General features: G+C 58.5%; 24 protein-coding genes. 16 read left to right on the top strand and 8 right to left on the bottom strand.

Annotated elements, in window-relative coordinates; all coding sequences use genetic code 11:
* Positions 1–142: 142 nt before the first annotated feature.
* The 10 genes from hmcA (at position 143) to AC559A_RS07485 (ending at position 11,433) form a co-directional block, all read left to right on the top strand.
* Complete coding sequence (gene hmcA / locus AC559A_RS07530; RefSeq protein WP_498817230.1) at positions 143–1,900, top strand: sulfate respiration complex hexadecaheme cytochrome HmcA; 1,758 nt, start codon at positions 143–145, stop codon at positions 1,898–1,900.
* A gap of 23 nt (positions 1,901–1,923) precedes the next feature.
* Positions 1,924–3,018, top strand: a complete 1,095-nt coding sequence (gene hmcB / locus AC559A_RS07525; protein ID WP_028572404.1) for a sulfate respiration complex iron-sulfur protein HmcB — start codon at positions 1,924–1,926, stop codon at positions 3,016–3,018.
* A complete protein-coding gene (gene hmcC / locus AC559A_RS07520) occupies positions 3,015–4,187 on the top strand; it encodes a sulfate respiration complex protein HmcC (RefSeq protein ID WP_498817228.1) in 1,173 nt (390 codons plus the stop codon). Before hmcB ends, hmcC begins: the two co-directional genes overlap by 4 nt.
* Before the next feature lie 20 nt (positions 4,188–4,207).
* Positions 4,208–4,384, top strand: a complete 177-nt coding sequence (gene hmcD / locus AC559A_RS07515; protein WP_498817226.1) for a sulfate respiration complex protein HmcD — start codon at positions 4,208–4,210, stop codon at positions 4,382–4,384.
* Between the two features lie 153 nt (positions 4,385–4,537).
* Positions 4,538–5,215, top strand: a complete 678-nt coding sequence (gene hmcE / locus AC559A_RS07510) for a sulfate respiration complex protein HmcE (protein ID WP_498817224.1) — start codon at positions 4,538–4,540, stop codon at positions 5,213–5,215.
* Positions 5,216–5,254: 39 nt separating this feature from the next.
* Positions 5,255–6,661 carry a sulfate respiration complex iron-sulfur protein HmcF gene (gene hmcF / locus AC559A_RS07505; RefSeq protein WP_498817222.1) on the top strand — a complete coding sequence of 469 codons (1,407 nt, stop codon included), beginning with the start codon at positions 5,255–5,257 and terminating at the stop codon, positions 6,659–6,661.
* 44 nt (positions 6,662–6,705) lie between these two features.
* Positions 6,706–7,605 carry a universal stress protein gene (locus tag AC559A_RS07500; protein WP_498817220.1) on the top strand — a complete coding sequence of 300 codons (900 nt, stop codon included), beginning with the start codon at positions 6,706–6,708 and terminating at the stop codon, positions 7,603–7,605.
* Between the two features lie 168 nt (positions 7,606–7,773).
* Positions 7,774–8,127, top strand: a complete 354-nt coding sequence (gene divK, locus AC559A_RS07495) for a DVU0259 family response regulator domain-containing protein (protein WP_498817219.1) — start codon at positions 7,774–7,776, stop codon at positions 8,125–8,127.
* Positions 8,128–8,469: 342 nt separating this feature from the next.
* The gene (locus AC559A_RS07490) at positions 8,470–10,437 is read left to right on the top strand and encodes a hybrid sensor histidine kinase/response regulator (RefSeq protein ID WP_498817217.1); all 1,968 of its coding nucleotides are present in this window, start codon (positions 8,470–8,472) and stop codon (positions 10,435–10,437) included.
* A gap of 729 nt (positions 10,438–11,166) precedes the next feature.
* Positions 11,167–11,433: a hypothetical protein gene (locus tag AC559A_RS07485; RefSeq protein ID WP_498817215.1), complete on the top strand. Its 267-nt coding sequence runs from the start codon at positions 11,167–11,169 to the stop codon at positions 11,431–11,433.
* Between the two features lie 354 nt (positions 11,434–11,787).
* Here AC559A_RS07485 and AC559A_RS07480 read toward each other — a convergent pair whose 3' ends face one another.
* From AC559A_RS07480 to AC559A_RS07445, 8 genes are all read right to left on the bottom strand, one after another.
* Positions 11,788–12,645, bottom strand: coding sequence for an MBL fold metallo-hydrolase (locus AC559A_RS07480; protein ID WP_498817213.1), 858 nt, complete (start codon positions 12,643–12,645; stop codon positions 11,788–11,790).
* Between the two features lie 58 nt (positions 12,646–12,703).
* Positions 12,704–12,949, bottom strand: coding sequence for an FmdB family zinc ribbon protein (locus AC559A_RS07475; protein WP_498817211.1), 246 nt, complete (start codon positions 12,947–12,949; stop codon positions 12,704–12,706).
* A 27-nt stretch (positions 12,950–12,976) separates the two neighbouring features.
* On the bottom strand, positions 12,977–13,372 hold the full coding sequence (locus AC559A_RS07470; protein ID WP_498817209.1) for a response regulator: 396 nt from the start codon (positions 13,370–13,372) through the stop codon (positions 12,977–12,979).
* Between the two features lie 372 nt (positions 13,373–13,744).
* Positions 13,745–14,128, bottom strand: coding sequence for a NifB/NifX family molybdenum-iron cluster-binding protein (locus AC559A_RS07465; protein ID WP_498817207.1), 384 nt, complete (start codon positions 14,126–14,128; stop codon positions 13,745–13,747).
* 67 nt (positions 14,129–14,195) lie between these two features.
* Positions 14,196–15,083: an ATP-binding protein gene (locus AC559A_RS07460; protein ID WP_498817205.1), complete on the bottom strand. Its 888-nt coding sequence runs from the start codon at positions 15,081–15,083 to the stop codon at positions 14,196–14,198.
* Positions 15,076–15,993 (bottom strand): nucleotide-binding protein, encoded by a 918-nt coding sequence (locus AC559A_RS07455; protein ID WP_498817203.1) that lies wholly within the window; start codon positions 15,991–15,993, stop codon positions 15,076–15,078. The genes AC559A_RS07460 and AC559A_RS07455 overlap by 8 nt, the downstream gene beginning before the upstream one ends.
* A complete protein-coding gene (locus tag AC559A_RS07450; protein ID WP_498817201.1) occupies positions 15,990–16,847 on the bottom strand; it encodes a NifB/NifX family molybdenum-iron cluster-binding protein in 858 nt (285 codons plus the stop codon). Before AC559A_RS07450 ends, AC559A_RS07455 begins: the two co-directional genes overlap by 4 nt.
* Before the next feature lie 704 nt (positions 16,848–17,551).
* Positions 17,552–18,865 (bottom strand): sigma-54 interaction domain-containing protein, encoded by a 1,314-nt coding sequence (locus AC559A_RS07445; RefSeq protein WP_498817199.1) that lies wholly within the window; start codon positions 18,863–18,865, stop codon positions 17,552–17,554.
* A gap of 211 nt (positions 18,866–19,076) precedes the next feature.
* Between AC559A_RS07445 and AC559A_RS07440 the strand changes: the two genes are divergently transcribed.
* From AC559A_RS07440 to tmcD, 6 genes are all read left to right on the top strand, one after another.
* Positions 19,077–19,247, top strand: a complete 171-nt coding sequence (locus AC559A_RS07440) for a hypothetical protein (RefSeq protein ID WP_498817197.1) — start codon at positions 19,077–19,079, stop codon at positions 19,245–19,247.
* 102 nt (positions 19,248–19,349) lie between these two features.
* Positions 19,350–20,279 (top strand): universal stress protein, encoded by a 930-nt coding sequence (locus AC559A_RS07435; RefSeq protein WP_498817195.1) that lies wholly within the window; start codon positions 19,350–19,352, stop codon positions 20,277–20,279.
* A gap of 3 nt (positions 20,280–20,282) precedes the next feature.
* On the top strand, positions 20,283–21,998 hold the full coding sequence (locus tag AC559A_RS07430) for an FAD-dependent oxidoreductase (protein ID WP_498817193.1): 1,716 nt from the start codon (positions 20,283–20,285) through the stop codon (positions 21,996–21,998).
* A gap of 618 nt (positions 21,999–22,616) precedes the next feature.
* On the top strand, positions 22,617–24,998 hold the full coding sequence (locus AC559A_RS07425) for a PAS domain S-box protein (RefSeq protein WP_498817191.1): 2,382 nt from the start codon (positions 22,617–22,619) through the stop codon (positions 24,996–24,998).
* A gap of 140 nt (positions 24,999–25,138) precedes the next feature.
* A complete protein-coding gene (locus AC559A_RS07420) occupies positions 25,139–25,540 on the top strand; it encodes a cytochrome c3 family protein (protein WP_498817189.1) in 402 nt (133 codons plus the stop codon).
* A 103-nt stretch (positions 25,541–25,643) separates the two neighbouring features.
* Positions 25,644–26,918 carry an electron transfer complex subunit TmcD gene (gene tmcD / locus AC559A_RS07415; RefSeq protein WP_498817187.1) on the top strand — a complete coding sequence of 425 codons (1,275 nt, stop codon included), beginning with the start codon at positions 25,644–25,646 and terminating at the stop codon, positions 26,916–26,918.
* Positions 26,919–26,920: the final 2 nt, after the last annotated feature.

The following is a 26,920-nucleotide window of genomic DNA, read 5'->3' as shown; positions in this document are numbered from 1 at the left end:
TTATTCACGGCAAAGGAGCGTACATGTGAAACAGTGAACATAAACATCAAACATATTAAAGTACCCGTCATCCGGCAAAGGCGTTTTTTTCACCACCGCAAGCAACTCCGCTCGATAAATTGAGAAAAAGGGAGCGATTTTCATGGCATACAGGAAACTAGTACTGGGCTTGTCCGGGTGCCTGTTCGTTTTAGTTTGCGTGCTTTTTCTACAGGCCGACGTGATGAGCATGATCAGCTCTTCCGGAAAGGATTCCGGCAGGGCCGATCTGATCATGATCCAGGCCACAGCCAAGCAGACCACGAAGCAGGCCTCCGCCGTTCAGTTTTTACACGATGCGCATACCGAAGCCCTGGCGGAACAGGACAAGGATTGCGCGGCCTGTCACATCAAGGACGACGAAGGCACGATCTCCTACAAGTATATGCGCTTCGAGGACCCCGCCGCGAATCAATTGAAAGACCTGTATCACGACAACTGTACGGCCTGTCACGCGGAGAACGCCAAGGCGCGAATGGCCAATCCCGGCCCCCAGATCGGCGAATGCCGCAAGTGCCACGTGGAACCCGCGGCCCACACCCAGGCTTGGGTTTCCGGCAGCATGGACAACATGCTGCACTATATCCACTGGGACTCGGACCTGATCGCCAAGGACGAAGGCAAGGACACCAACTGTGGACAATGTCACCACGAATATGACGAGGACAAACAAGAACTCGTCTACATCCAGTTCGCCGAAGAAGGATGCCGCTCCTGCCACACGGCAGAACCCAAGGAGCCCGTCAAGGCCAATCTTTCCGAAGCCTTCCACGGCCAGTGCGTGACCTGTCACCTGGAAAACAAGGAAGCTCAGGCCGAGCGTAACGGCCCCCTGGACTGCGCCTCCTGTCACGGCGGGCCGCAGCGCCTGGAAATGCAGGCCAAATTCGCCGACAAACTGGAAGAGCTGGACGGTGTGTTGCCCCGCCTGCCCCGCAATCAGCCCGACGCCGTGCTGCTGGCGGCCAAGCTGCCCGAATTGCCCGAGGACGCCACCCGGCCGACCTTGATGTATCCCGTGCCCTTCAACCATGAACTGCACGAACAGGCCACGGACGCCTGCCGGGACTGCCACCATGAAACCCTGAAGAGTTCCTGCACGGATTGTCATACCCTGCAAGGCTCTGAGGAGGGCGGCTACATCACCCTGGAGCGGGCCATGCACGCCCCGGACAGCAAGTCCAGCTGCGTGGGCTGCCATAACGAAATGAAGCAGGATCCCACCTGCGCCGGCTGCCACACCGCCATGCCTCGCGGCGCCGAGCCCCCGGCTTCCAGTTGCGCCCTGTGTCACGTCAACCCGGACGTCCTCACCCAGCGTCCCGCCGGGCATCAGTCAACGGATTACGCGGACTACACCGAAATGCTCATTCCGGCCCAAGCCGACGGCAGACAGCCCGCCGGAGAGCCGGTGATCGTTCCCGAGGACAAGGAAGGCCGCGCCGCTCTGGCTCAACAACTCATCGACCAGCGTCCCAAGGAAGCCCTGCTCATCGCCGAGGAAGACATTCCAGACGTGGTCAAGATCGACGTCCTGGCCGACGAGTACCAGCCGGCGGAGCTGCCTCACCGTAAGATCGTCATGAGCATGATGGAGAGGATGAAGGACGACTCCCTGGCCACCACCTTTCACGCGACGCCGGTGACCATGTGTCAGGGCTGCCACCACAACAGCCCTCTCTCCAAGACCCCGCCGAGCTGCCAATCCTGCCACGACCAGCGGTCCCAGGAAGGACGTCTTGGCCGACCGGGACTTTTGGCCGCCTACCACATCCAGTGCATGTCCTGCCACGCGGAGATGGGCCTGGAAAAGCCGGCGGCCACGGACTGCGCCTCCTGCCACAAACAGAAAGAGAACTGACAGCTCGTAAGGAGAACCGACATATGAAACGCAGATCATTCCTCGGATTGATGGGCGCGGCCGGGGCCGGGCTGGCGGCTCCGGCCGTCGCTCCGGTCGCCGCCCGGGCCGCGGCCAAGGATTTCAGAGGCTATCACGACACCCCGGGCGTGCTGTTCGACGGGACGCGGTGCATCGGCTGCCGCAAGTGCGAATTAGCCTGCAACCAGGTCAACAACCTTCCCGAACCGGAAGTGCCCTTCGACAACCTGGAAATCCTGAACACCCGCCGACGCACGGACTCGGCCACCTTCACCGTGGTCAACAAGTTCGACACCCCAGGCGGTCCCGTGTATCGGAAGAACCAGTGCAACCACTGTCTGGAACCGGCCTGCGCCTCCTCGTGCTTTGTCAGCGCGTTCCAGAAAAAATCTGACAGCGCAGTGGACTACGACGAAACCGTCTGCGTCGGCTGCCGGTACTGCATGATCGCCTGCCCCTTTGAAATTCCGACCTACGAATACCACAAGGCCTTCACCCCCCGGGTGATGAAGTGCACGCTGTGCGGTCCGCAGATGCGCTCCGGCGAACTGCGCCTGCCGGGTTGCGTGCAGGCTTGTCCCATGGAGGCCATGATCTACGGCCCCCGCCACGAACTGATCAACCTGGCCCGCCGTCGATTCGCCGCCTTCCCGGGCCGCTATGTGGAGCAGATATACGGGGAGCATGAAATGGGCGGCACCAGCTGGATGTACATCTCCGGCGTGCCCTTCACCCAGGTCGGCTTGCGCGAGGACCTGGGCACCAAGTCCGCTCCGGAACTCACCGCCGGCGCCCTGGCCGCGGTCCCCGTGGTGGTGGGCGTCTGGCCCGTGCTGCTTGGCGGAATCTACGCCATCAACAAGCGCAAGGAAAAAATCGCGGCCCAGGAACAGCAAGAGGCCGTGGCCGCCGCCCTGGCCAAAGCCAAGGCCGAGGCCGAGGAAAATCTGACCACCTCCCTGAGCAAGGCCGAGGAAGCCGCCAACCGCCGCCTGGACAACGAGGTCAAGAAGGCCGTCAAGGAAGCCCTGGCCAAGAAGGAAGAAGAACTCAAAGCGGCTGACGCGACCAAAACGGACGAGGAGGAGGGCAAATGAGCACCGTGACCAATGACGACTTCAAGTCATATTTGACGCCATTCAATATCGTAACGGGCCTGATCATCATCGCGGGCCTGATCGTCACCGTGATCCGCTTCACCGGCGGGCTCGGGGCCGTGACCAACCTGGACGACAACTACCCCTGGGGCATCTGGATCAGCTTCGATCTGCTCTGCGGCGTCGCCCTGGCGGCCGGCGGCTACACCACTGCCGCGGCCTGCTACGTCTTCGGCATCAAAAAATACCATTCCGCGGTTCGCCCCGCGGTTCTGACCGCCTTCCTGGGCTACGCCCTGGTGGTCCTGGCCCTGCACTACGACGTTGGTCGCCCCTGGCGGCTGCCCTACCCGATCTTCGTCCAGCAGGGCACGACATCCCTGCTCTTCGAAGTAGGTCTGTGCGTGTTCCTGTACCTGACCGTCCTGTTCATGGAGTTCCTGCCCACCCTGTTCGAATGGACCGGGTGGCGGAAGCTGCGGGACGCCCTGGTCAAAATGACCCTGGTGCTGGTCATCTTCGGCGTGGTCCTCTCCACGCTGCACCAGTCCTCGTTGGGAGCTTTGTACACTATCGCCCCGTCCAAGCTGCATCCCTTGTGGTACTCGGCTTATCTCCCGGTTTTCTTCTTCGTCTCCAGCATCGCGGCCGGGTTGTCCATGGTCATTTTTGAAGGTTCACTGTCCCACAAGTACCTGCACCGGATGATGGACGACGAATACAACAGGAACCACAACGACGTCGTCCTCGGCTTTGCCAAGGGCTGTTCCTGGGTTCTGTTCGGCTACTTTGCTCTGAAGATGATCGGGCTGACCTACGACAACAATTGGAACTACCTGGCCAGCGGCTTCGGCGCGTGGTTCCTGGTGGAAATGCTCTGTTTCGTGGCCCTGCCGGCCTTCCTGTACGCCGTGGGCGCACGGGACAAGAACTTCGCCCTGATCAAATGGACGGCGATCCTGACCGTTCTGGGCATCGTTTTGAACCGGTTCAACGTTTCCCTGGTCGCGTTCAACTACCACCTGCCCTCGGAAGACAAGTACTTCCCCCACATCATGGAAATCATCATCTCCGTGTTCATCGTCACCGTGGGTGTGGTCGTGTTCCGATTCGTGTCCACCAGGATGCCCGTCTTCTTCGAGCACCCTGACTACAAAGGTCAACACTGAGCATAAGGGAGGCTATACCAATGGAATTCAACTCGATGCACGAGTTCTTTTTGCATACCAAGACCATGACCTACCTGCTCATGGGCGGAATACTGATCGGCGCCGTACTCTGGTGGCAGTTTTTGATGGGCGAAAAGAAGCCCATCGACAACCCACACCGGACCGGTGAGGGACATGACAATGGCCATGGTCATTAGCAAAGCGGCGAAGCGGCGGAGCGGATATCCGGTACGAGAACGTGCCGGATACCTCCGAAACGAGCCCAATTGCTCATGATCCCAACCCTCTGGATCGACGGACGAAACACTGTCCGACTTGCAACAACATAAGTGATGCTCGAGGAGACGCATATGTATAATTTCTTGACTGGACCCATGGTCTGGATCACGTTTCTGGTCGTGGTCGTTGGATTGACGTACCATGTGGTGACGTACATCCGCGGCCTGGACTGGCGACTGGACCGCGTGGGCTATCGGCCCAACATGCAGCACGGCCTGAAAGGGGCCGCCAGATCCATCTTTTTCTGGATCCTGCCCTGGGGCTCCCACGGTTGGCGGGCCAAGCCGCTGTTCACCCTGCTCTTTTTCAGCTTTCACGTCGGCCTGCTGTTCACGCCGATTTTTCTCGAAGCGCACAACATCATGCTCAAGGACAGCTGGGGCATCCGCCTGCCGGGCATTTCCGCCGGCCTGGCCGACTTCCTGTCCTGGGTCGTGGTCATCGGCGGCATCTTCCTGATCCTGCGCCGGATCGCCTATCCCGAGGTCAGGATTCTCACCTCGGCCTACGACTATATGCTGATCGTCATTGCCGTGTCCCCCTTCCTGACCGGCCTGATCGCCCGATACAACGTGGGCAACTACGACTTCTGGCTGCTCATCCACGTCATTACCGGCCACGTCTGGCTGCTCAGCCTGGTCTTCACCAAGCTGAACCACGTGGTCCTCTTCTTCCTGTCCCGCGCGCAACTGGGAATGGACTACGGCATCAAGCGCGGCGGGATGAAAGGCACCCAGATGACCTGGTAGGCCTCTGGGAAACACAAGCTCAACGAGAGGGAGAATACAATGCCCGAAGGAATTCTTTGCAACAAGCAGCCCATTGTCACGGACGAGCAGCTCAAGCTGACGCTCAATGACAAGAGCGGCAGGCAATACTACGCGGAAATGGAACAACTGGACGTGGACACGGACAAGCTCTGGTCCACGATCCAAAATACCATGAAATCCCGTTTGAAAACATGGCTGAATATCTGCGCCAAATGCGGCTTGTGCGCTGACAGCTGTTTTTTGTACGAAGTCAACAACAGGGACCCTCGCCAGGTTCCCTCAGCCAAAATCCACGCCACCCTGGGTGAAATTGTCAAGCGCAAGGGCAAAGTGGACAACGCCTTCATGCGCAAATGCATGGACATCGCCTGGAGTTGGTGTACCTGCTGCAATCGTTGCGGCCAGTTTTGCCCCCACGGCATCGACATGGGCGTGATGTTCTCCTACCTGCGCGGCCTGCTCTTCTCCCAGGGATTCGTGCCTTGGGAACTGAAAATCGGTTCCGGGATGCACCGGGTGTACAAGGCCCAAATGGACGTGACCACCGAAGACTGGGTGGACACCTGCGAATGGATGGCCGACGAAAACTCCGAGGAGTGGCCGGGTCTGGAAATTCCCATGGACAAGGAAGACGCGGACATCATGTACACCATCAATGCCCGCGAGGCCAAACACTATCCGGAAGACATCGCCGAGGCGGCCATCCTGTTCCACGTGGCCGGCGAGAACTGGACCATGCCCTCCGAGGGCTGGGAACAGACCTCCTTGACCCTCTTCGCCGGCGATTGGGAAGGGTGCAAGCAACAAGTTCTTCATGTCTATGACGCCATCGAACGGCTGCGCCCCAAGCGGGTCGTGGGCACGGAATGCGGCCACGCCCACCGGGCCACGGTCATCGAAGGGCCCTATTGGGCCGGTCGGGAAGACGGCCAGCCGCCCAGGCCGTATATCCACTACGTTGAGTGGCTGGCCGAGATGTTGCGCACCGGCCGGATCAAGATCGACCCGACCAAACGGATCAAGGAACCGGTCACCCTGCAGGATTCCTGCAACTATGTCCGCAACCAGGGCCTGAAGAACATCACCCGGGAAATCATGAGTTATATCGTGGAACCGGGATATTTCGTGGAAATGGCCCCGAACAAGGAATACAACTATTGTTGCGGCGGCGGCGGCGGATTCAACGGTATCGGCAAGTATCGCCCCCAGCGAAACCTTGCTCTGCTAAAAAAGAGAGAGCAGATTATAGCCACGGGGTGCAAGCTCGTGATCGCACCCTGCCACAACTGCTGGGACGCCATCCGCGACCTGGAAGAAGAGTATCCCATGGGCCTGCGATGGTCCTTCCTCAAGCCGTTGGTGATCAAGATGATGATCGTCCCGGATCACCTCAAGCCCCAGGACGAGGAAGGCGAAGAGGGATAGACTCCGCATTGTCGCACCAACAGTCAGCACATACGAGGTAACTCATGAAGAAAAAGATTCTTTTGGCGACCACAGGCTCTCCGGCAAGTTTCGGGGCCGCGCGGGTGGCCTTTGAGATGGCTAGGCGCTACGATGCGGAACTGCTGCTCTTTCACGTCGCCGGCGTACCGAAAAAAGGCTTTTCCTACCAGGAGGTCAACGACGTCCGCTCCCAGGAAACCGTTCAGGTCGACGACGACTACATGGCCTGGGTTGAGGAAGAACTGAAGAACACCTACGCCAAGCAGCTTGAGGAATGCAAGAACTCGCGCATCATCCTGGCCACGGGCCTGCCACACCGGGAAATCCTCCGGGCGGCCCGCGACGAGGACGTGGACATGATCATCATGGGGGCGCACTCCGGGGACTCCAGCGCCGTGTATTCCAAGGGCTATCCCGGCAGCACCCTGCAGCGGGTGGCCAAGGCCGCCAAATGTCCGGTAATGACCGTACATCGCGAGTCCGCGTCGTATATGGGCGGCTTCTCCCATATCGTCTTCGCCACGGACTTCTCCAAGCAGTCGGAAAGCGCCTTCAAGTACGCCCTGTCCATGGCCAAGGAGTTCGACTGCGAACTGACCCTGTTCCACGCTCTGGACATCACCAGCAAGGTCTTGGCTCAGAGCGACATTGAGGACAAACTGATCACGCTTCGCAAACGCCTGCGGGACGTGTACGTTCCCAAGATGGGCGATTTCAAGAATTTTGAAGTCGACGTCTGGGAAGGCAATCCTTACGTGGAAATCGTCAAGATCGCCCGAGAACGCATGGCCGACCTGATTGTCCTGGCCCACCACACCACGGAGCTGGACCCGGAACTGGCCAGCATGGGATCGACACTGGAGCAGGTGATTCTGCGGGCCAACTGCCCGGTGGTCAGCGTGAACAGGCCGGACAAAGTCTAGAAGTATTGCGAGCATAGCGTCCGCCGCCCGATGTCTCCGAACCCGGGTGGTGGAATTGTAGGGCGTTGCGTGTGAAACGGGAAACCCTCGCATGCATGCCGGGCTCTCGTTGATTTCGGCAACCTCAAGGATTGGAAGTTCATTCCGAATCTCACCAGGAGGTGTACTGTGGCGAAGAAAATCATGGTCGTCGACGACGACAAGGAAATCACCTCGTACCTGACCCAGTTGTTCAAGGACAACGGTTATGAAACCGTGGAAGCCAACGACGGCTCCGAAGCTCACGATATCGTGGCCAAGGAAAAGCCGGACCTGATCACCCTTGATCTGGAAATGCCCAATGAATGGGGTCCGCGCTTTTACCGCAAGCTGACCCAGAACCCGGACCTGAAGAAAATCCCGATCATCGTAATCAGCGGCCTGCCGTCCAACCAGTATGCGATCCAAAAAGCCGTCGCCAGCCTGACCAAGCCATTCGACCGCGACGAACTGTTGAAGATCGTCAAGCAGACCATCGGCTGAGCCGGCCCCTCGAATATCCGTCCACCCTTATCCCGCTCGCGGGGCAAGGGTGGACGTTTTCACTTTCTTCGCTTTCCAATACCGCCCGCCTATCATCCACGGGGTGTTTTTTCGCCATGCGTGGATTGCCTTTTCCGTCCGTCCCTTTTACTCCTTTTTTTCCACCACTGGAGCTGTTCAGCACATTCCGTGCGTGGTCTCATTCCGATTCCGGATCCCTGTCTTCACGGGCATGACTGACTCGGAAACAAAAGGGGCGGTATGGCAAGAAAAAGCCGCCCTTTTAGCCTGGGATGCGCTGCATGGCCCGCTTTACGTCTTCATCTTCATAATGGAGCAAACATGATCACGGACAAGAAATTACTGCTCGTCGACGACGAGGAGGGAATCAGACGGTTTCTGGGACTGACCCTGGAAGACATGGGGTACGAGGTCAAAACCGCCGAGAACGGAAGCATCGCTCTGGACGTAATGCAAGATTTTCAACCGTCCATCGTGCTTACCGACATCAAGATGCCGGTCATGGACGGGATCGAGTTAATGCGGCGGGTCAAAAAAGATTACCCCGACGTGGAAGTGGTGATCATCACCGGCCACGGTGATCTGGAGCTGGCCATCGAGGCCCTGAAACACGAAGCCGCTGACTTTATCACCAAGCCCATCAACGACGACGTGCTGGAAATCTCCCTGAACCGCGTTCGGGAGAAAATCGTGATGAAACGCCAGCTACGGAACTACACGGAGAACCTCGAACGGCTCGTGGAAGAAAAAACCCAGCGCATCGTCAAGCTGGAACGCCAGACCGCCGCCGGCCAGATGGTGGAAAAATTCAGTGATTTTTTATCCGGAATCACCACCGAGGTGGAGAACCGAACCGGGCTCTTCAACGAACTGCCCTGCCTCGTTTCCCTGCACAACAAGGATCTGCGGGTCGTGGCCTGCAACAGCCTGTTCAGGGAGCGCATCGGCGATTGCAACGGCATGAACACGCCCCAGATGTACGCCCAGGAGGCCTTTGCCGAATCCGAATGCCCCGTCCAGGCGACCTTCCTGTCGGGAAACGGTCAACGCCTCAAGGCAACGCTGGCCGGAAAGGACGGAACGCCGATCCCGGTCACGGCGCATACCTCCCCGGTCCTGGACAAGGGCGGGGAGGTCGGGCTGGTCCTGAGCATTGCCGTGGACATGACGGAACTCAGCCGCCTCCGGGACGAACTGCTGGCCACCCAGCGCAAATACCAGCGCCTTTTCGACGAGGTGCCCTGCTACATTACGGTGCAGAACACGGACTTCACCGTGGCGGAGACCAACCGCCGTTTCAAGGAAAAGTTCAACGAGGCCGAGGGGTTGCTGTGTTATCAAGAAAAAAAGGGCCGCGAAGCGCCCTGCGCGGACTGCCTGATGCAGCAAACGCTCCAGGACGGTGAGTCGCATCAGATGGAAACCGTGGTCACCACCAAGGACGGCGAACAGCTCAACGTGCTGGCGATTTCCTCACCCATTCGCAACGCCCAGGGTGATATTCATCAGGTCATTGAAATGTACACGGACATCACCGAAATTCGCCGCCTCCAGGACCATCTGACCTCCCTGGGCATCATGCTCGGCTCCATGTCCCACGGGGTCAAAGGGCTGCTCACGGCTTTGGACGGCGGCATGTACCGCCTGGAATCCGGACTGAAAAACGACCAGCCCGACCAGATCGCGGACGCCATGAACACCCTGAAGAACATCATCGGCAAGGTCCGCAAGCTGGTGCTGGATATCCTGTACTACGCCAAGTCCAGGGATCTGGATGTCCAAGAACTCGACGCGGCGAAATTCCTGGCCGACACGGCCGCACTGATCCGCCTGCGAGCGGACAAGGCCGACGTTCGGTTCGCCTTTCATGCCGAAAAAAAACTCGGCACCTTTGAGATCGACGCCGCCGCCCTGTCCGCAGCCCTGGTCAATTTCCTGGAAAACGCGGTGGATGCCTGCGAGGGAGTTGAAGACGAGCAACGCCAGGTCGAGTTTTCAGCCTCGGGAACCCCGGATCACGTCGTCATCACGGTCAAGGACCATGGCCAGGGCATGGACAAGGAAACCCGCGACAAAATCTTCACCCTCTTCTTCTCTTCCAAGGGCAGCAAGGGTACCGGCCTGGGCCTGTTTATCTCCAACCAGACCATCGAAAAACACGGCGGCTCCATCACCGTGGAATCCGAACCCGGCAAAGGCAGCATCTTCACCATCACCCTGCCTCGAAAACAACCGGCGATTTGTCCAAGTCGGCGGTCACCTGAGCAGCAAGAACCCGACGCTGAATAGCTTTAGCGAGGGGGCGGTATCATTGCCTTCCGTCCACTCCCCCCTTATTCATTCCAGCGAGTGAATTCGGGAGCTATGGCCCAACGTCTTGCTTTCTTGGCCTTTGTTGACCATGTCCTCTTGAATCGGTCTCTGAGCAAACAGATTCGACAACCTTTGAAATCCGCCAGAAATACAGCACCCAAGGCGAAAAAAAAGCCCACTTTCCATCCCAAGGCGTATTATAAGCCCAGATTTCGTCCAGATTACCTCCTTCTCTCTCTATCCACCTGAAACAACTACACCTCTCCATTTGGTACAGTTTGTGTTTAAGCCTCAGCATGCTCACCAAAACCCAAGCAAAGAACAGCACACAGGAGGTTGTCATGCCAAGAGGTGATGGAACCGGCCCCACGGGACAGGGCGCGATCAGGAATTGCCCTCAGGGCCAAGGTCAAGGACGAGGTCGTGGCGGTTGCCGCGGTCAGGGCGGCCAGGGGATGGGACGAGGTCAAGGAAGGAGTCAAAGGGGCACGCGCGGTCAGGAAGACGGCAGCACCGCTCCCGCGTCGGCACCCGTTTCGACCGACCCTGATACATCGACAAACCCAACCCCCATGCCCGACAATCGTCCCAAGCAACGACGCATGCGGCTACATCGTTGCTGGAACCTGCCATAGCCATTGAGAATGTTGGACCGAATCCGATTAACCGCATCCTTCAACCATTAGAGTCAGGAGTATGCGCATCATGAATGACCATGAATGCGAGACGTGTTCGGACAAGGACTGCGCCGGGCAGAGCGAGGAAGAAAAAGCTCTCCTGGCCAGCCTTGCCCGGATCAAAAACAAGATCGTCATCCTTTCCGGCAAGGCCGCGTGGACAAGAGCACCGTGGCCATGCGTTTCTGGGCAGGATCCCCCCTGTATCCGGAAGTGGTCCGCTCCGGAGACCAGCGCTTCGCCCTCCTGCGCATTCACCAGGAAGGCCCTACGGCCAAGGCTTTGCACCACATAATCAAGCCGATCCCGGCGATCTCAGAAGGCCGAATGACAAGAAATTAATCTAACGTGGGTATGCACTTGTTTCCGGTATACAGACACAACCAGCTGAAATCACATGATTTCTAGCCAGGCCAACGCTTGGGGTCTCAGTTTTCGAGAAAAAGTATCATTTTAGCTTGATAGCAAGTCATTGTGCGAAGTGACCCTTTGAATACCGGAGTCAAGTGCATACCCACGTAATCTAAAATTGTTCCGCCTCTCCTCGCTTGAACCCAGGCCGCATTGGGCGGTCTGGGTTTTCTAGCCCCTCGTCCCTTCAGAAGAACAACAAGCCCGAGACAAGACCTCCCTGAACCTGAACATACGCTCAAGCCGCGTCCTCCTCGGGATATTCCAGAACCAACCCGCTGCCCGTTTCCCGAACTGGAAGCCGTCCGGCCAGTGCGATCTTGGCCTCGAGGTCCGTACAATGGCAGGCATGCAAGGCCTCGAGTCCGACGTTGGCCAGGTAATTCGTGGTCTCTTTCAGACGCTCTCGTGAGGCGCCAAGCAGGTGCAACCCGCCGATGATGTCCACGATCCGGTTTACGCCGGTCAAGTCCATGGCCTGGGCCGCGATATTGCAAATACCGCTGTGCGAGCAGCCCGTGATCAGCACCAAGCCCTTGGCGGAACGAAACGCCAGGGCCGTATCGTCCAAGAGGGCATCCGGTTGCGGTCCCTCGTGCGTCCTGTGCATCCTCTCTTTCGACTCAACAAGTTCAAAAGCAAACCGTCGGGGGATCTCGCCCAGGTAGACGAGCCCCCCGCCCAGCTGCATGGGGCGGCTGCGCAGATTCAGGTAAAAGTGGCAACCGAGGCGCTCAACATCCATTAATGATCCAATTTCCGGCAGATGATCGCGGTACTTGCCATGCAGGGCCAAAGGATGGGCCAGCAATTCGGTCTCCGGAACCGTGCGCCGCATGATTGCCGCCTCGGTGCGTAAGCGGATCAACTCGGTCAGGCCCCAGGAATGATCCAGGTGACCGTGAGACAACACCACCCTGTCCAAATGCAGCAGATCCTGACCCAACTTGGCGGCGTTGCGCAAAAAGACATCCGAGTATCCGGCATCCAGCAGGGTCCGTCGCCCCTCATGCTCCAACAGAATGCTCAAGCCCGGCTCACCCAGGAGATAACGGTCCGTCAGGGTGTTATTGTCCACAAGGACTGTGACGCGCATGCCTTTTCAACCCTCTTCAGCCGGAATCGGCTCCAACGGTTCACTCGTTGAGAAATGATCAGCTTCTGCCGCAGCAGGAACCAGGCGTACAGCCCTTCTGGCCGGGCCGCTCTCCGCAGCATCCGTGATCTTTCGAGCCAGGAACGGCCTGCCGGACGGAACCAACGCCGGAGGCAGGGACAGAAAGCACTTTTGTCGCCTCTTTCGCCCCGCAAAACGGACATCCCGGTTGCGGCTGACTCCCGATCTGGATGGCCTCGAACAGCTTCCCGCAAGAAGCGCAGGTGTATTCGTGAATGGGCATGGAAACTCTCGGGTTCAGGGTTCAGGATCATGAAGAGGCAGCTACGCCCGCGGCTCCCATGAACCGATTTATTCGTCGAGCCAAGGCCACTCCGTCCTCAAAGCCGGGTTCCACCGGCAACGGAGCGAAAATCCCCAGGCCTTCGCCGACCTCGTGAAAGGATTCGTCGTCCAGGTCGGTGATCACGATGCAATTCACCGCCACGTTCACCGACATCAACTTACGCACCAGATCCAAAGTCTCGCCTTCGGGCAGGCCTTGGTCCAGGATCAGGAATCCCGGCGGCATGACCTTCACCGCGGCCAGGACATTGGTCCAGTTGTGGGTGAACAGCAACTCCACATTTTCCACCTCTTGTCGCAGCGCGTCGCAAAAGCGAGCGAATATATCCTCTGAACGATTGGTGGCTATCAGTATCTGCATGCGTCTCCTCCCTTGACCCCGATACTTCGCGACAAGGCGATTCAAGAGTACCTCATGGAAAAGATGATCCGACGCTTCTCGTGCGCAGAACGACACGGGGAGACGTCGGATTATCCACGTGGCAATGTGGAAGATCGGTTAACTGAGTGTTGAAAAAGTCCTTATCCGGAAGTCCTTTCAAAAACCCCAAGTGCAAGGGGCAAGAAAAAGCTATCCGGACACGTCCTGTGTCCGGCCCCTACGGGCTGTGGCTTCGCCACATTATCGATTTGCCATCCTGGCAATCGAATCAAGGTCGAAGCGTAGTTATTAATACGTGAGAGTTTGAACTTTTTGCAGCGACGCAGCAATTGGGAGTTTTTCAACGGACTGCTAATGTTGTGCTCCCCCGCCGCACGTATTCTCGGTGCTGAAAGTCGGCAGGGAATCCATCAGAAAAGCTTGCACCGCGTGGCCAACGGAAGGTGCACCGGCTCCGTGGACGACCCGCACTCCAGCCTGTTGGAATCCCATTAGCGGACGCAGCCCCATCCCACCGGCAATGAGCACCTTCACGCCGTTGCGGGCCAGGTGGTTGACCGGGGCCATGCACCCACCCTGCTGGTGAGGAACATTGGGCAGTGTGCGCACGTCCACGATCTCCCCGTTTTTGGCTTCCACGATGGTGTACAGATCGCAATGGCCGAAATGCATTCCGACGGCGGCATCCAGGCCGCCGGGGGTTTCGGACGGGACGGCGATAATCAACGTGTCCATGGTGACATCTCCTTATTCATATCGAAGCGGTTAGCAATTTTAAATCCAATATGTTGCGTTGCAACAGTCAAGCGAGACGCAACGGCCCAACGGGATACGCGACAATCTTTGCCCATATCCCACGCAATTCGTCGCCAAAGGGAGAGGCCGGCATTTCCGTGATGCACTTGCCCAGAATCATGGCCTTGGTCATCTGCTCATCGTAGGGCAGCATGCCCAACAGGCCATGCCCCTTTTCGCGGCAGTACGCGCCGATCTCCCGGCTGTTCTCGGGATTCAGGTCAAACTTATTCACGATTACAGCCACGGGGATGCGGAAATGGAGGCACAGGTCGGCCACACGCTCCAGGTCGTGCCGTCCGGACGGGGTCGGCTCAGTGACCACCACCGCCAGATTCGCCCCGGAAAGCGAGCTGATGACCGGACACCCGATTCCCGGCGTTCCGTCGCACAGGATCAAGGACAATCCCTGTTTTTTCGCATGCTGTCGGGCCTCCTTCTTAAGCAGGGCCACGAGCCGTCCGGAATTTTCTTCCCCTGGAAACAACTGTGCATGGATCATCGGCCCGAAACGCATGGTCGAGGAAAACCACTGTCCACAATGCTTTTCCACAAAATCCACGGCCTGATCCGGACAGAAATGGACACAGACCTTGCAGCCTTCGCACCGCAGGGAGTCGACCACATACCTCCCCTGGTCTTCGCGCACGGCCCCGAAGCGGCAGAGCTCGGCGCATACCCCACATTTCGTGCATCGCTCTTGATCGATGACTGCTTCGTGCCCGGAGCGAAACGCATGCTCTTCCTCGACAACCGGGGCCAACAACATGTGCAGGTCCGGCGCGTCCACATCCAGGTCGCAGACCATGGCGTTGTCCGCCAAATGCGCGAACGCCGCCGTGATGCTGGTCTTGCCCGTGCCGCCCTTGCCGCTGATCACAACGATTTCACGCACGGCCCACCTCCTGGGATGCACTGACAGCGGCCCGCATGCGCTCTTTCAACTCCTGAAAAAGCCCTCTCAGTTCAGGCAGCTCCCTGGCGACGATCTCCCCCCGCGAATAGGCTTTGCCCGCGAGGATGCTGTTGGGAATGTGGGCCCAGATCGGAATGCCGGCGGCCCGGCAGTAATCGTCCACGCCTTGGTCCCCGATCCCGACCCGGTTGATCACCGCGCCCATGGGTTTGTTCAGCCCGGAAAAGGCCTCCACGGCCAGACGAAAATCATACAGGCCGAAGGGCGTTGGCTCGGTGACCAGCAGGATCGCGTCGGCGTCCATCACGGCATGCATCGCCGGACAACTCACCCCCGGAGGGGCGTCAATGAGCACGTCGCTCTGTACGCCGCCCTGTGCGCCGCCCTCTACGCCTTCAGGCACCCCAGCTTGACTCATATGCTCCATTACCCGCTGCTTGACCTGCTGCATCAGTGGCGGACTCATGGCTTCCCCCACCCGCAACCGGCCCATCACAAAACGTCCGAACTCCGTTTGGCCCTCAACGATCCGGCCCAGCTCCCGTCCGCCCGGACTGAGAGCGCCCTCGGGACAGATTCTCAGACACCCGCCGCAACCGTGGCACATTTCCGGATAGAACAGCATGGTTTTGCCCATGATTGCCAAGGCCTTGTATTGGCAAAACGTAGCGCACTCGCCGCACAGGGTGCACGTGTCCGGATTATGGACCGGAACCTCCAGCATGGCCGCTGACTCTCTCGTTATTTCGGGATTCAGGAAAAGGTGCAGATTCGGTTCTTCCACGTCCAGATCCACGAGAGTCAGCGGTCCCTCCCAGATGGCGGCCAGGGAGGCGGTGACCGTGGTTTTTCCCGTCCCCCCCTTGCCGCTGGCAACAGCGAAGATCACCGCCGCGCTCCTTGGCCGCTCCCTTGGCCACTGCCTCGACCTGTCCCGCCATGCGCCTGGGCGTTGGGCGCATCGGCCACGGTCAGTTCGCCGCGCTTGAACCGTTCCACGGCCTGCCCCACGGTTACGCCCTCCACATTTTGGATGATCTGGATTCCCGCGGCGGACAGAGCTTGAAAGGCTTTGGGCCCGACAAACCCACTGATCACCAATTCCACGTCGGCGTTGGCAAGATTTTGCGCCGCCTGGATCCCCGCGCCTTGGGCCATGACCTGGGACGCGCCATTGTCGATGTAGCTGGAGGCGTCTCCGGCCGCCGGGTCCACGATGACGAAGCCCGCCGCCCTGCCGAACCGTGGATCCACCATGTCGTCCAGGCGCGGGCCCTCACTGGAAACAGCAATCCGTTTCATTTTCATTTTACAAGCTCCTTTTGTAGTTCGTCGCCGTCCCCGCCGTGCGGCACAGTCAAGCCGTCCAAGGCCGGGCATTTTGAAAGACCGAATACGGCCCGAAAACCAGGCTTGCGCCACCTCATCCGTCCTGCCGCGAATCCACGGCTCCACCTGGACCCCGGCAAAAATAAGGACTTCCCTGTCCGGACAGGCCAATCCGCCGCAGAGCAACCACTCAACTTCCAGTTGCACCAAGGTCCGCGCAAAACCTATCATTCCAAGGTCTCGCACCGTACTCGGCAACACGTGGGTTTTCGGCTCCCGGTTCGGCACCGAATGAATCTGTTCCGGAGTGCCGCGCATCACCGCTTCAGGCTGTTCCTGATAGAGGTGAAGCGATGTGGCCGTATCCAGCAATGTTGCGATACGGTTTCCGTAGCAGGCCAAACACACTCGCATCGCCGATTCTCCGAAATGCTTCGGGGGGGAAGAAAATCGGTAACTACTCAGTACATTTTGTGTCCGATCTTGCTCCGGCAATCGGTGTCGGGGTCGGTATCGGAGTCGGTATCGAAACAGGAAGAATTTAGAACGCATCCCAGCGTTTTCGATCCCGATCCCGATTCCGATTCCGATTTCGGCAACAGAATGACGCTGTGCGGAGTAGTTACGAAAATCGCACCATTTATTCCTTCACTTGGCATATTGCATGCCAAGCAAAAATAATCATTCGTTCCAGCCTGTAAGACGAAATCAGACGAACTGGCGCAAAGCGATGGACGTATAATTCGCCCGAATCACGGCGTGAAAAGAAGTTGGACGCCGGGCTCAAGGTTCCGAACCCGGCACGACGGAAAATGAGGAAAGGGAGGATATAACAGGGAGAGGTCGAGGTGAATCTCCAAATATTGTATCTACTCAGCGAATTTTGCGTCCGATCTTGCTCCGGCAGGGTCGGTATCGGAATCGGTATCGGTATCGGAACAGGAATAAATCAGAACATATCCCAGCGTTTTCGATCCCGATCCCGATCCCGATTCCGACCCCGGCAACAGAATGACTCTGTGCCGAGTAGTTACGAATAAAAAACCTGGATTCCCTCCTTCGCGGGAATCCAGGCCATGGTTACCTCATTTTCTTTTAACGGTTACGAAATTCAATCGTCACCGACGCAGCAACCGCCGCAGGGTATCCTTGGACACCTCCAGCTCGCGGCAGGCGGCCATGACCCGGCCGTTGTTGCGGGCCAGCGCCTGGGCCGCGGCCTGCTGTTTGATTTCATCCATGGTGCCGCGCAAGGCCATGGTCGGCGTGGCCGGAGTGTCGGGGCACAGACCATCGGGCAGATGCTCCGGCTTGATCAAGCCGCCGGGACAAAGGATGAACGCGTATTCAATGATGTTTTCCAACTCCCGGACATTGCCCGGGAACGAATGACGCACCAGCAGACGCATCACTTCTTCCGTCACTCCCTGAATGTCCTTGCCGGTCAATACGTTCTGGCGCTTAACCACATGCCGGACCAGCAGCGGGACGTCCTCCGGTCGCTCCCGCAAGGGCGGCAGGACCAGGCGAACCACGTTCAAACGGTAATAAAGATCCCCCCGGAACTCCTGGCGGGCGACCATATTCTCGAGATCCTTGTTGGTGGCCGCGACGACCCGGACGTTCACCGGCACGCCGCGTACCGCGCCCAAAGGCTCAACCACCTTTTCCTGCAAGACGCGCAAAATCTTGACCTGCAGGGCCAGGGGCATGTCGCCGATTTCGTCGAGAAACAGCGTCCCGCCGTCGGCAGCCTGGAACCTGCCCGGCTTGTCCCGCTTGGCGTCCGTAAAAGCCCCGGCCTTGTGGCCGAACAGTTCGCTTTCCAGCAACTGCTCCGGCAGGGCCCCGCAATTCACGGCCACGAACGGTTTGCCGTTGCGGCCGCTCAGATTGTGGATCGCCCGGGCCACCAACTCCTTGCCCGTTCCCGACTCGCCGAGCAAGAGCACCGTGGATCCGCTGGTCGCGATCTGAGGCAGGATGCTCAAGGTCCGCTGAAACACCGGGCTTCTGCTGATGATATCCTCCACCCGGTACAACCCGTCCAGCTTCTTCTGAATCTGACGCAGCGCCGAAAGGTCGCGAAACGTCTCCACTCCGCCCACGATTTTGCCGCGCCGGTCCCGCAACGGAGCGGCGTTGATGCTGATGGGCACCCTGGTTCCATCGCTGCGCACAAAATACACCGACCGATTGGCACGGCTTTCCCCGGCTTCCAGAGAGGCCTTCAGGGCACAGACTCCGTCGCAGATGCTGGAGCGAAAGACTTCCCAGCACTTCCGCCCCAAGGCCTCGTCCTTCAACACACCGGTGATGGCGCAAGCCGCTCGGTTGAAAAAGGTGATGTTCCAGTCCTTGTCCACGGTGAACACCCCGTCGGCCAAGCTGTCCATGATATGTTCACAGGAAATGTCGCGCGGAAAATGCATAGCCGCCTCACTTGATGATCAACCTTCTCCCATCGGGAGAATATTACGCCCGGCCAAATTTAGCGGGCAAATTTTACGCCCAGACCATTTCTATACAAGACCTCAACGATGTCAACCCATTCAAATACAGATAACTTTTCGACGGCATGAAAGCTGCTTATGCACGGTCAGTGGGATGCCACCCCAAGGAGGTCGTGTATGCCGAACCAAGATGGAACAGGCCCCATGGGCCAAGGTAGAAACGGCAAGGCTCGTGGACCATGCCGCCAAGGCGAACAAGAAACCGGCCGACACGGTTGCGGACCCAAGAGAGGACGTTTTTCAGGCGGCTGCCCCGTGGCCCTTCGAGCACGTCTTCGGGCACGTCGTCCAAACCTGCTGAATGAACCCTCGGCTCGAGGCAAGACCAACGGCTCCGAGCCGGAAAGATAAACCGCCTCAAACGTCGACGCAAATACTGTGAACAGTTCCACGGGAGGCGCAAATGTTTAAGCTGGTACTCCTGGCCCTGTCGGACAAGGCCGACGGTACGTCCGCCCTCAGGTTGGCGGCAGCGGTGGCGGCCCGACACAAGTCGGGCTTTACGGTCCAACATGTCAGCGCTCCTCATGAGCGTGAGCAAAGTTGCGTGCTCCAGCTTTCCGATGAGCGGGAACTCTCGGCCCGACGGGCCGAAATCGAGGCATTCTGCCGGGCGAACATGCCCGAGAGATTGACGGCGGACGTGATGCTCGGCTCCGGCTTTGTCCATGTGGAGGTTCTCAAGACCATCCGCCTCATGGAGCCGGACCTCGTGGTCATCGGCGACCAGGGCGACGCCGAGCACTGCAGACGGGAGCTTTCCGCCTCGACCATGGACACCGCTCTGCTCATCGCCTGGGAAGCCGCCTGTCCGGTGCTCGTTCTTCCGCCGGGAATGCCGACGGCTTCGAATCGATCCTTGTCTGGAACGTTCCGCCGCATCGTCGCCGCGACCGACCTTCGGGATGGGAAACAGGACGCCCTGACCATGGCGGCGAGCATCATTGAGGCGGATGCCGGAACCCTGTTCGCGTTCCATGCCCTGCCGCTGGACGACGCCGCGCCCGACCGGGCCGTCCTGGCCAACGCACTGCACCAAGCCGCAAACCGGTTGGCTTATCTTGGCCGAAATCTGGGCCTGCCCGCTGAAACGGAATTCGTCGTTCGCGAGGGCGATCCGTCCGTGGAAATCCTGAAGTACGCTCGGGAAAACGAGGCCGACCTGATCGTCCTGGCTTCGGACTGTTACGCCGGCCCCCAGGACTCTTCCCAAAAGAAACCCGATACCTCGTCCCAAGTCATCGCCGGAGCGCGTTGCCCGGTGATGCTCGTTGGTCCGGACGCACCGGCCGCTCATTTTCGAAAACCACGTCAGACTGGGAGGAAGGCGTAAGCCATGCCACAACACATCGTCATCATCGGGGCTGTGGCCTTGGGCTCCAAAGCCGCCGCCCGCTTCAAGCGCCTGGAACCGGAAAGCCGGGTCACGCTCGTGGATCGAGACAAACGCATCGCCTACAGCGGCTGCGGCATCCCCTTCTATGTTTCCGGCGAGGTCAACGACGTCCCGGAACTGGAAAGTACGTCATTTCATGTCCTTCGGGACACTGAATATTTCCGAAAAAGCAAAGGCGTAGACGTGCGCACCGAAACAGAGGCCGTGGCCATAGACCGCGAGGCCAAGACCGTGACGCTTGCCCACGTACCCACGGGACGCCGCGAGGTGCTGGCCTACGATCAGCTGGTGCTGGCCACGGGCAGCATACCGGTGGTTCCGCCCTTCCCGGGAAGAGAACTGGCCGGCGTGCATACCGTGCACAACCTGGACTCCGCCGAAAGCATCCGCACCCTCGTTTCCAGCGGGAGCGTGAAGCGGGCCGTGGTGGTGGGCGCGGGATTCATCGGCCTGGAAATGGCCGTGGCCCTGGTCGATCTCTGGGGGGTGGAGACCACGGTCATCGAACTCCGGGAGCAGATCCTGCCCGGCGTGATCGGGGGCAATTTGTCCCTCACGGCCCTGCGGCACATGCGGGACAAGGGCGTACGGTTCCAACTGGGCGACCAGGTACTCAGCCTGGAGGGCGACGACCAGGGCCGGGTAACCCGTGTACGCACCAAAGACGACGAGATCCCGGCGGACCTGGTCATCGTTGCCGTGGGCGTTCGACCCAATACGGAACTGGCCCGTGCCTCGGGTTTGGCCGTCTCTGAGCGCGGTGGAATCACGGTGGACGAGTACCTGCGGACTTCCGATCCGCACATCTACGCCGGAGGAGACTGCGTGGAACTGCGCCACCTGCTGACCAACGCCAACGTCTTCCTGCCCATGGGCTCATTGGCCAATCGCCAAGGCCGGGTGATCGGCGACAACCTGGCCGGCGGCGCGACCCTTTTTTCCGGCGTGGTGGGCTCCTGGTGCGTCAAGCTGTTCGACCTCGCCGCCGCCGGAACCGGCCTGACATTGCAGGCCGCGCGGTCCGCGGGCTTCGATGCCCTGAGTGTCCACGTCAGTCAACTGGATCGGGCTCACTTCCACCCTGACAAAGGGGTGATGAACCTGGACTTGGTTGTGGAGCGCCAAACGGGTCGCGTCCTGGGAATGCAGGGAACGGCGGACAAAGGCGATGCCTTGGTGGGCAAGGTGAACGTGGTCGCCGGGTTGCTGCCTTCGGGCCTGAGGGTAGAGGCCTTGAGCAACTTGGAAGCGGCCTACTCTCCGCCATTTTCCGCCGCGCTGGATATTCTGAACGTGCTGGGCAACGCGGCGGAGAACATCCTCGCGGGACGGAACATGGCCATTCAAGCGGATGAGTTCGCGGCCCTCTGGAAGCAGCGAGAAAGAAACACGCATTTCTTCCTGGACTGCCGCGAACCATCCGACGCCAAGGAAGAAGCCCTGGCCCATCCTGAGCACTGGGTCAACATTCCCCAGGGAGATCTGGCCGAAAACCTGGACAAGCTGCCGCGAGACAAGGGCATCGTCGTCATCTGCGGCACCGGGGCGCGCTCCTATGAAGCGCTCATAACCCTGGGTCACGAAGGTTTTCAGAATGTGGTCAGCGTGGAAGGCGGCACAAGCGCCGTCAATGCCATGGGATTCAGCGTTTCCTGATCCAGAAGATCATGGTTTCGGGCATGACGCCGTCAAGGGAGATCAGTCGGATTTCCTTGGGGGGATTGCCCGAAACCTTTTTATGCGTTTCTTTACAGAAATTATTCCATTCACTTTCTATTCCTGCATTTTTCCTTTTCGCAACCATCAAACCCTTGACCATCCTCCTCTTGCAGCCCCCTGAAAGAGAAGTTTTCCGCCAGGTTATCAAAAGAGAACGTTCCGATTTCTCCCTCTTGCATTACTTTAGAAAGTATGTGTATTATGTCACAAACTAAAAAACACAAAAAAAGTGCGAGCAAATACGACAAATGCAGTCCAGATTGGATCATTCCATGTATAAATCCGCTCAAAAAGAACGTGGAAGAGAGAAAATAAGAGTAACTACTCAGTACATTTTGTGTCCGATCTTGCTCCGGCAATCGGTGTCGGGGTCGGTATCGGAGTCGGAATCGAAACAGGAAGAATTCAGCATCCCAGCGTTTCGATCCCGATTCCGATTCCGACCCCGGCAACAGAATTACTCTGTGCTGAGTAGTTACTGCGATTCCTCCTTAAAACAATGAATCAACAAATGCTACTGATTTTATCAACATTGCTTCGCGTCAAGGAATGTCCATGAAAATTCGAAGCATGTTCCAGAATTTGACGTTCAAGATGCTTCTCTCCGGCGGAGTAACGTTCTTCATTTGCGCCGGTCTCTGGACCGCGTTCAATATCGTCTACCTGCGCGACTTCATCCTGCGCAGCGTTAAATCCGACATCGTCATCCTTTCGGACACCATTCTTCTCGGCTTGGACTATGCCATGCTCCTGGACTCCGAGGACGATATCAAGCAGATCATCAACAACATCAGCCGCCAAGAAGACATCAAGGCCATCCGTCTCCTGGATAAGAAAGGTCGGATCGCTTATTCCAGTATAAGCGAAGAGGTCGGGACCTACCTGGACATGCGTGACGAGTCCTGTTGGACGTGCCATGCCCAGTCGCCGCCCCCGGCGACCATGAGCCAGGAGAAACGCAGCAGAATCATCGATGCCGATGAGGCGACCATCGTCGGCACCATCACTCCCGTTCCGAACAAGCCCGGGTGCTACGGACCGCCGTGCCACGTGCATTCCGAGGACGAGCAACTGCTCGGCCTGCTGGACATGGAGGTGAGCACGGAGATCAAAGGCACGAAACTGCGCGATTTTGAACGCGCCAACATGCTCATTTCCTTGCTGGTCTTTCTGGCAACCTTTCTGGTCTTGTTCCTGAACTACCACATCCTCATCTTCAAGCCCATCCGTCGGCTGATCAACGTGACCAGGGACATCTGCTCCGGAGAGGACTACACGGGCATCAACATCAAGCAGGCCGACGAAATCGGAGTCCTGGCCGACTCGTACAACACCATGTGCCGCAAGGTGGCGGAGAAGGAAACGCTCCTGGTCGCCCAGCGCGAGGAATATCGAAATCTTTTCCAGAATGTTCCCTGCCTGCTCAGCGTCGTGGACAAGGACTACAAAGTCATCCGCCACAACATGAAGTACGAGGATCACTTCGGCAGCAATATCAGAGATCGGCATTGCTTCGAGATCAACAAGGGCCGCACGGAGCGATGCACGGTCTGTCCCGTGGAAAAGACCTTTTTATACGATTCTCCCCATGTCAGTGAGGAAGTCGGGCTTTCCAAGGAAGGCAAAACCATCCACTGGATCGTCTATACGGCTCCGGTCAAGGACGCCGGGGGCAACACCGTGGCGGCCATGGAAATGATGCTGGATATCACGGCGCGCAAGGAACTCGAATTCAAACTGGCCGCCTCCGAGTTGTTCTACCATTCCATTTTCGAGGCCATCCCCAGTGCGCTGTTCGTTCTCAACGCCCAAAATCTGTCCATCATGAACTGCAACGACGCGGTCCTCAAAATGTACGGATACAAGCCCGAGGAATTATTGAGCAAGCCATTTACGTCGTTGTTCAAGGAAGAAGAGCGAGAGTATTGGACGCGGAACCTGCGAACCACCCATGAAATCAACCAGACATCGCAGCTCACCAAGGACGGTCGAAGCATCTTCGTCTCCATGCGCATTTCTTTGTCCACGTTCGAAGCCTACGAAGTGTTGATCGTCTCGTGCAGCGACATCACCAAGCGCCTGGAGGCGGAACAGCAGTTCATCCATGCCAGCAAAATGACCACCCTGGGCGAAATGGCCACCGGGGTGGCCCATGAACTCAACCAGCCGTTGACGATTCTCAAATCCATCAGCGGATTTTTGGCCAGAAAGGTCGGCAAGGGCCACGAGATCGACATGGCGATGTTGGAGGAGATATCCCAGAGCATCAGCACCCATGTGGATCGGGCGGGAAAAATCATCTCCCACATGCGCGAATTCGGCCGCAAGTCGGAACTCAAGACCATGCCCGTCCAGATCAACGACGTCATCAAGCGCGGATTCGAGTTCTTCAGCCAACAACTCAATGTTCGCAATATTTTCGTCGACTGGCGACTGCAAGAGGACCTGCCCCTGATCATCGCTGAACCGAATCGCCTGGAACAGGTCGTCATCAATCTTCTGGTCAACGCCCGGGACGCCATTGAAGAACGCTGGAACGGCAAGGACGTCAAAGCCGGCGACAAGACCATCACCATCGTCACCGACTCCACGGACGCCGTCGTGATCATCAAAATCTGCGACACGGGCTCGGGACTGCCGCAGAACATGAATGAAAAAATTTTCGAGCCGTTTTTCACGACCAAGGAGGTGGGCAAGGGTACGGGCCTGGGGCTTTCCATCTCCTACGGCATCATCCAGGACTACAATGGAACCATTGTCGCCGAGAACCGGAAAACCGGCGGCGCCTGCTTCACCATCACCTTTCCCGTGGCCGATGAAGAAAACTGTCTGTGGGTGGACGACCGGTGCGTCTGCTCTCGAGCGGAACTCAATGGAAGAGGAGATCTCCGACAAGAGGACAAGCCTGAAGACCGCAACAAGGAGGACCATGCCTGAAAACGCTTCGCAACGACCGACAAGAGGGAGACTCAGTGATGTGGCCCTCACCGGCCTTGGGCAACGTGCACCAGTCTGGAGACGACGGTGAACGTCATCAACAACCAGGACACAATACAACCGTAACAACGGAGGAGTGCATGCAAAGCAGAGTTCTTTTCATCTGTTGCCTTGCCCTGAGCGTCTTCATCGCCGGGACTATCGTCGCTCAAGAGGATCGATACTTCATCGAAAGCAAGGACTTTGAAAACCGGCAACGCCCCGGCGTGGAGTTCAACCATCTGTTACACTATGAAATCATCGACTGCATGGACTGTCATCATGATTACGTCTACGTCAACGAGAAAAAAGAAAACTATTGGGACATGTTTTCCGGCAAAAACCATTGCTCCGACTGTCATACGGTGAGCGGAGAGGACGAGACGGGCCTTGGATTGATGCAGGCCTTTCACGAGCAGTGTGTCGGCTGTCACCAGGAATACCTTCGTCAGGACAAGAAAACCGGATATATCATGTGCGGGGAATGTCACGTCAGGCCATAAACACGGATCATGACGTTACGGTCCGACATCCCGCCGAACGGCGGTGACGCCCGAGCATTTCCCGAACTTCGGCATTCCAACAGAAACAAAGTGAGGAGTGATTATGCAAGATGCTGCATCATCCTGGGATTGGCAGCCGGGTGAGCGGGTCATTCTGGATTCGACCACCTGCGGAGTTGCGCACCAGTGGCAGGAGGAGCCCTACGTCGCTCCGGACGGCGAGAGTCTCGCCGCCGTGGTCCGCCTGGAAGACGACACGTTTTCCATGTGCGTAAACGGTAAAACCTGGGAGTCCGCTTTTGACAAATTATGGAAGCCCGGATTCTCCCCTGACGGACGCCTCACGGCCATCGCCCAGCAGGACGGCGAATGGACCCTGGCCGTGGACGGAGAGCCCTGGGAGGAATTCTACGCGTATCTCTGGCACCCCTGTTTTTCAGCGGACGGCTCGGTCATCGCCGCGGCCATCCAGAACGACGGTCAATACGGCATGAGCGTGAACGGCGCGGTCTGGGGGAACCTGTTCGACAACGCCAACGAGTACGCCGTCAGCGCCGACGGGCAAGGCACGGCCGCCGTGATCCAGACCGAAGCCATGGCCGCCGCGGACCTGGCCGCCTTCCGTCGCGGGGTCTACACCGTGGCCGTGAACGGGGAGGCCTGGAAAAAAACGTTCATGAACGTCTGGACCCCGACCTTCGATTCCCAGGGCCGGAAAGTGGCCGCCCAGGTTCGCCTGAACCTTTATGAATACTCCATTGCCGTGGACGACGCGGTCTGGGGGCAAACCTACAACTGCGTTTGGGAACCACGCTTCAACCCGGCCACCGGCGCGGTGGTCGCCCCGGTGCGCATCGCCGGAGCCTGGGGCATGGCCCAGGACGGCAAGACCATCTGGGAACCGAACTTTTTTCAGTGCTGGCACCAGCAGTTCAGCGCGGACGGCAAAACCCTGGCCGCCATCGTTGCTCCCACCTTCGGCGAGTTCACCGTGGCCGTGAACGCCAAGCCCTGGTCCGCCACGTTTCCCGTTCTCTTGGATCTGACCCTGTCCGCGGACGGCAAACGGGCCGCGGTCCTGGCCAACAACAACAATATCGACTGGCGGATAGTCGTGGACGGCAGCCCATGGAGCGGAACCTACGACATGGCCTGGAAGCCGGTCTTCAGCGCCGACGGAACCCATGTCGCCGCCAAGGTGGAAAAAGCGGGCCGACATGCCGTGTTCGTGGACGGCAAGGCCTACAAGCGGGACTTTGACCGCGTCTGGGACCCCGTCTTCAGCCCCGACGGCTCCAAGGTGCTCATCCGGGCCGTGGACAAGGGCGCGTTCGTGCGCATCGTCGCCACACTTTCGGACTTCTCGTCAAGGGGGTAGCC

The sequence above is a fragment of the Desulfonatronum zhilinae genome (assembly GCF_900182865.1).
GTDB lineage: Bacteria > Desulfobacterota > Desulfovibrionia > Desulfovibrionales > Desulfonatronaceae > Desulfonatronum > Desulfonatronum lacustre.
Note: the sequence above shows the minus strand (reverse complement) of the source record. Positions and strands in the feature narration are given on the sequence as shown.

What these genes read in the sequence shown, in the direction of transcription:
- hmcA (WP_498817230.1), top strand. Translation starts at nt 143, where the DNA reads ATGGCATACAGGAAACTAGTACTGGGCTTGTCCGGGTGCCTGTTCGTT.
- hmcB (WP_028572404.1), top strand. Translation starts at nt 1,924, where the DNA reads ATGAAACGCAGATCATTCCTCGGATTGATGGGCGCGGCCGGGGCCGGG.
- hmcC (WP_498817228.1), top strand. Translation starts at nt 3,015, where the DNA reads ATGAGCACCGTGACCAATGACGACTTCAAGTCATATTTGACGCCATTC.
- hmcD (WP_498817226.1), top strand. Translation starts at nt 4,208, where the DNA reads ATGGAATTCAACTCGATGCACGAGTTCTTTTTGCATACCAAGACCATG.
- hmcE (WP_498817224.1), top strand. Translation starts at nt 4,538, where the DNA reads ATGTATAATTTCTTGACTGGACCCATGGTCTGGATCACGTTTCTGGTC.
- hmcF (WP_498817222.1), top strand. Translation starts at nt 5,255, where the DNA reads ATGCCCGAAGGAATTCTTTGCAACAAGCAGCCCATTGTCACGGACGAG.
- AC559A_RS07500 (WP_498817220.1), top strand. Translation starts at nt 6,706, where the DNA reads ATGAAGAAAAAGATTCTTTTGGCGACCACAGGCTCTCCGGCAAGTTTC.
- AC559A_RS07490 (WP_498817217.1), top strand. Translation starts at nt 8,470, where the DNA reads ATGATCACGGACAAGAAATTACTGCTCGTCGACGACGAGGAGGGAATC.
- AC559A_RS07485 (WP_498817215.1), top strand. Translation starts at nt 11,167, where the DNA reads ATGAATGACCATGAATGCGAGACGTGTTCGGACAAGGACTGCGCCGGG.
- AC559A_RS07480 (WP_498817213.1), bottom strand. Translation starts at nt 12,645, where the DNA reads ATGCGCGTCACAGTCCTTGTGGACAATAACACCCTGACGGACCGTTAT.
- AC559A_RS07475 (WP_498817211.1), bottom strand. Translation starts at nt 12,949, where the DNA reads ATGCCCATTCACGAATACACCTGCGCTTCTTGCGGGAAGCTGTTCGAG.
- AC559A_RS07470 (WP_498817209.1), bottom strand. Translation starts at nt 13,372, where the DNA reads ATGCAGATACTGATAGCCACCAATCGTTCAGAGGATATATTCGCTCGC.
- AC559A_RS07465 (WP_498817207.1), bottom strand. Translation starts at nt 14,128, where the DNA reads ATGGACACGTTGATTATCGCCGTCCCGTCCGAAACCCCCGGCGGCCTG.
- AC559A_RS07450 (WP_498817201.1), bottom strand. Translation starts at nt 16,847, where the DNA reads ATGCGAGTGTGTTTGGCCTGCTACGGAAACCGTATCGCAACATTGCTG.
- AC559A_RS07445 (WP_498817199.1), bottom strand. Translation starts at nt 18,865, where the DNA reads ATGCATTTTCCGCGCGACATTTCCTGTGAACATATCATGGACAGCTTG.
- AC559A_RS07440 (WP_498817197.1), top strand. Translation starts at nt 19,077, where the DNA reads ATGGAACAGGCCCCATGGGCCAAGGTAGAAACGGCAAGGCTCGTGGAC.
- AC559A_RS07435 (WP_498817195.1), top strand. Translation starts at nt 19,350, where the DNA reads ATGTTTAAGCTGGTACTCCTGGCCCTGTCGGACAAGGCCGACGGTACG.
- AC559A_RS07430 (WP_498817193.1), top strand. Translation starts at nt 20,283, where the DNA reads ATGCCACAACACATCGTCATCATCGGGGCTGTGGCCTTGGGCTCCAAA.
- AC559A_RS07425 (WP_498817191.1), top strand. Translation starts at nt 22,617, where the DNA reads ATGAAAATTCGAAGCATGTTCCAGAATTTGACGTTCAAGATGCTTCTC.
- AC559A_RS07420 (WP_498817189.1), top strand. Translation starts at nt 25,139, where the DNA reads ATGCAAAGCAGAGTTCTTTTCATCTGTTGCCTTGCCCTGAGCGTCTTC.
- tmcD (WP_498817187.1), top strand. Translation starts at nt 25,644, where the DNA reads ATGCAAGATGCTGCATCATCCTGGGATTGGCAGCCGGGTGAGCGGGTC.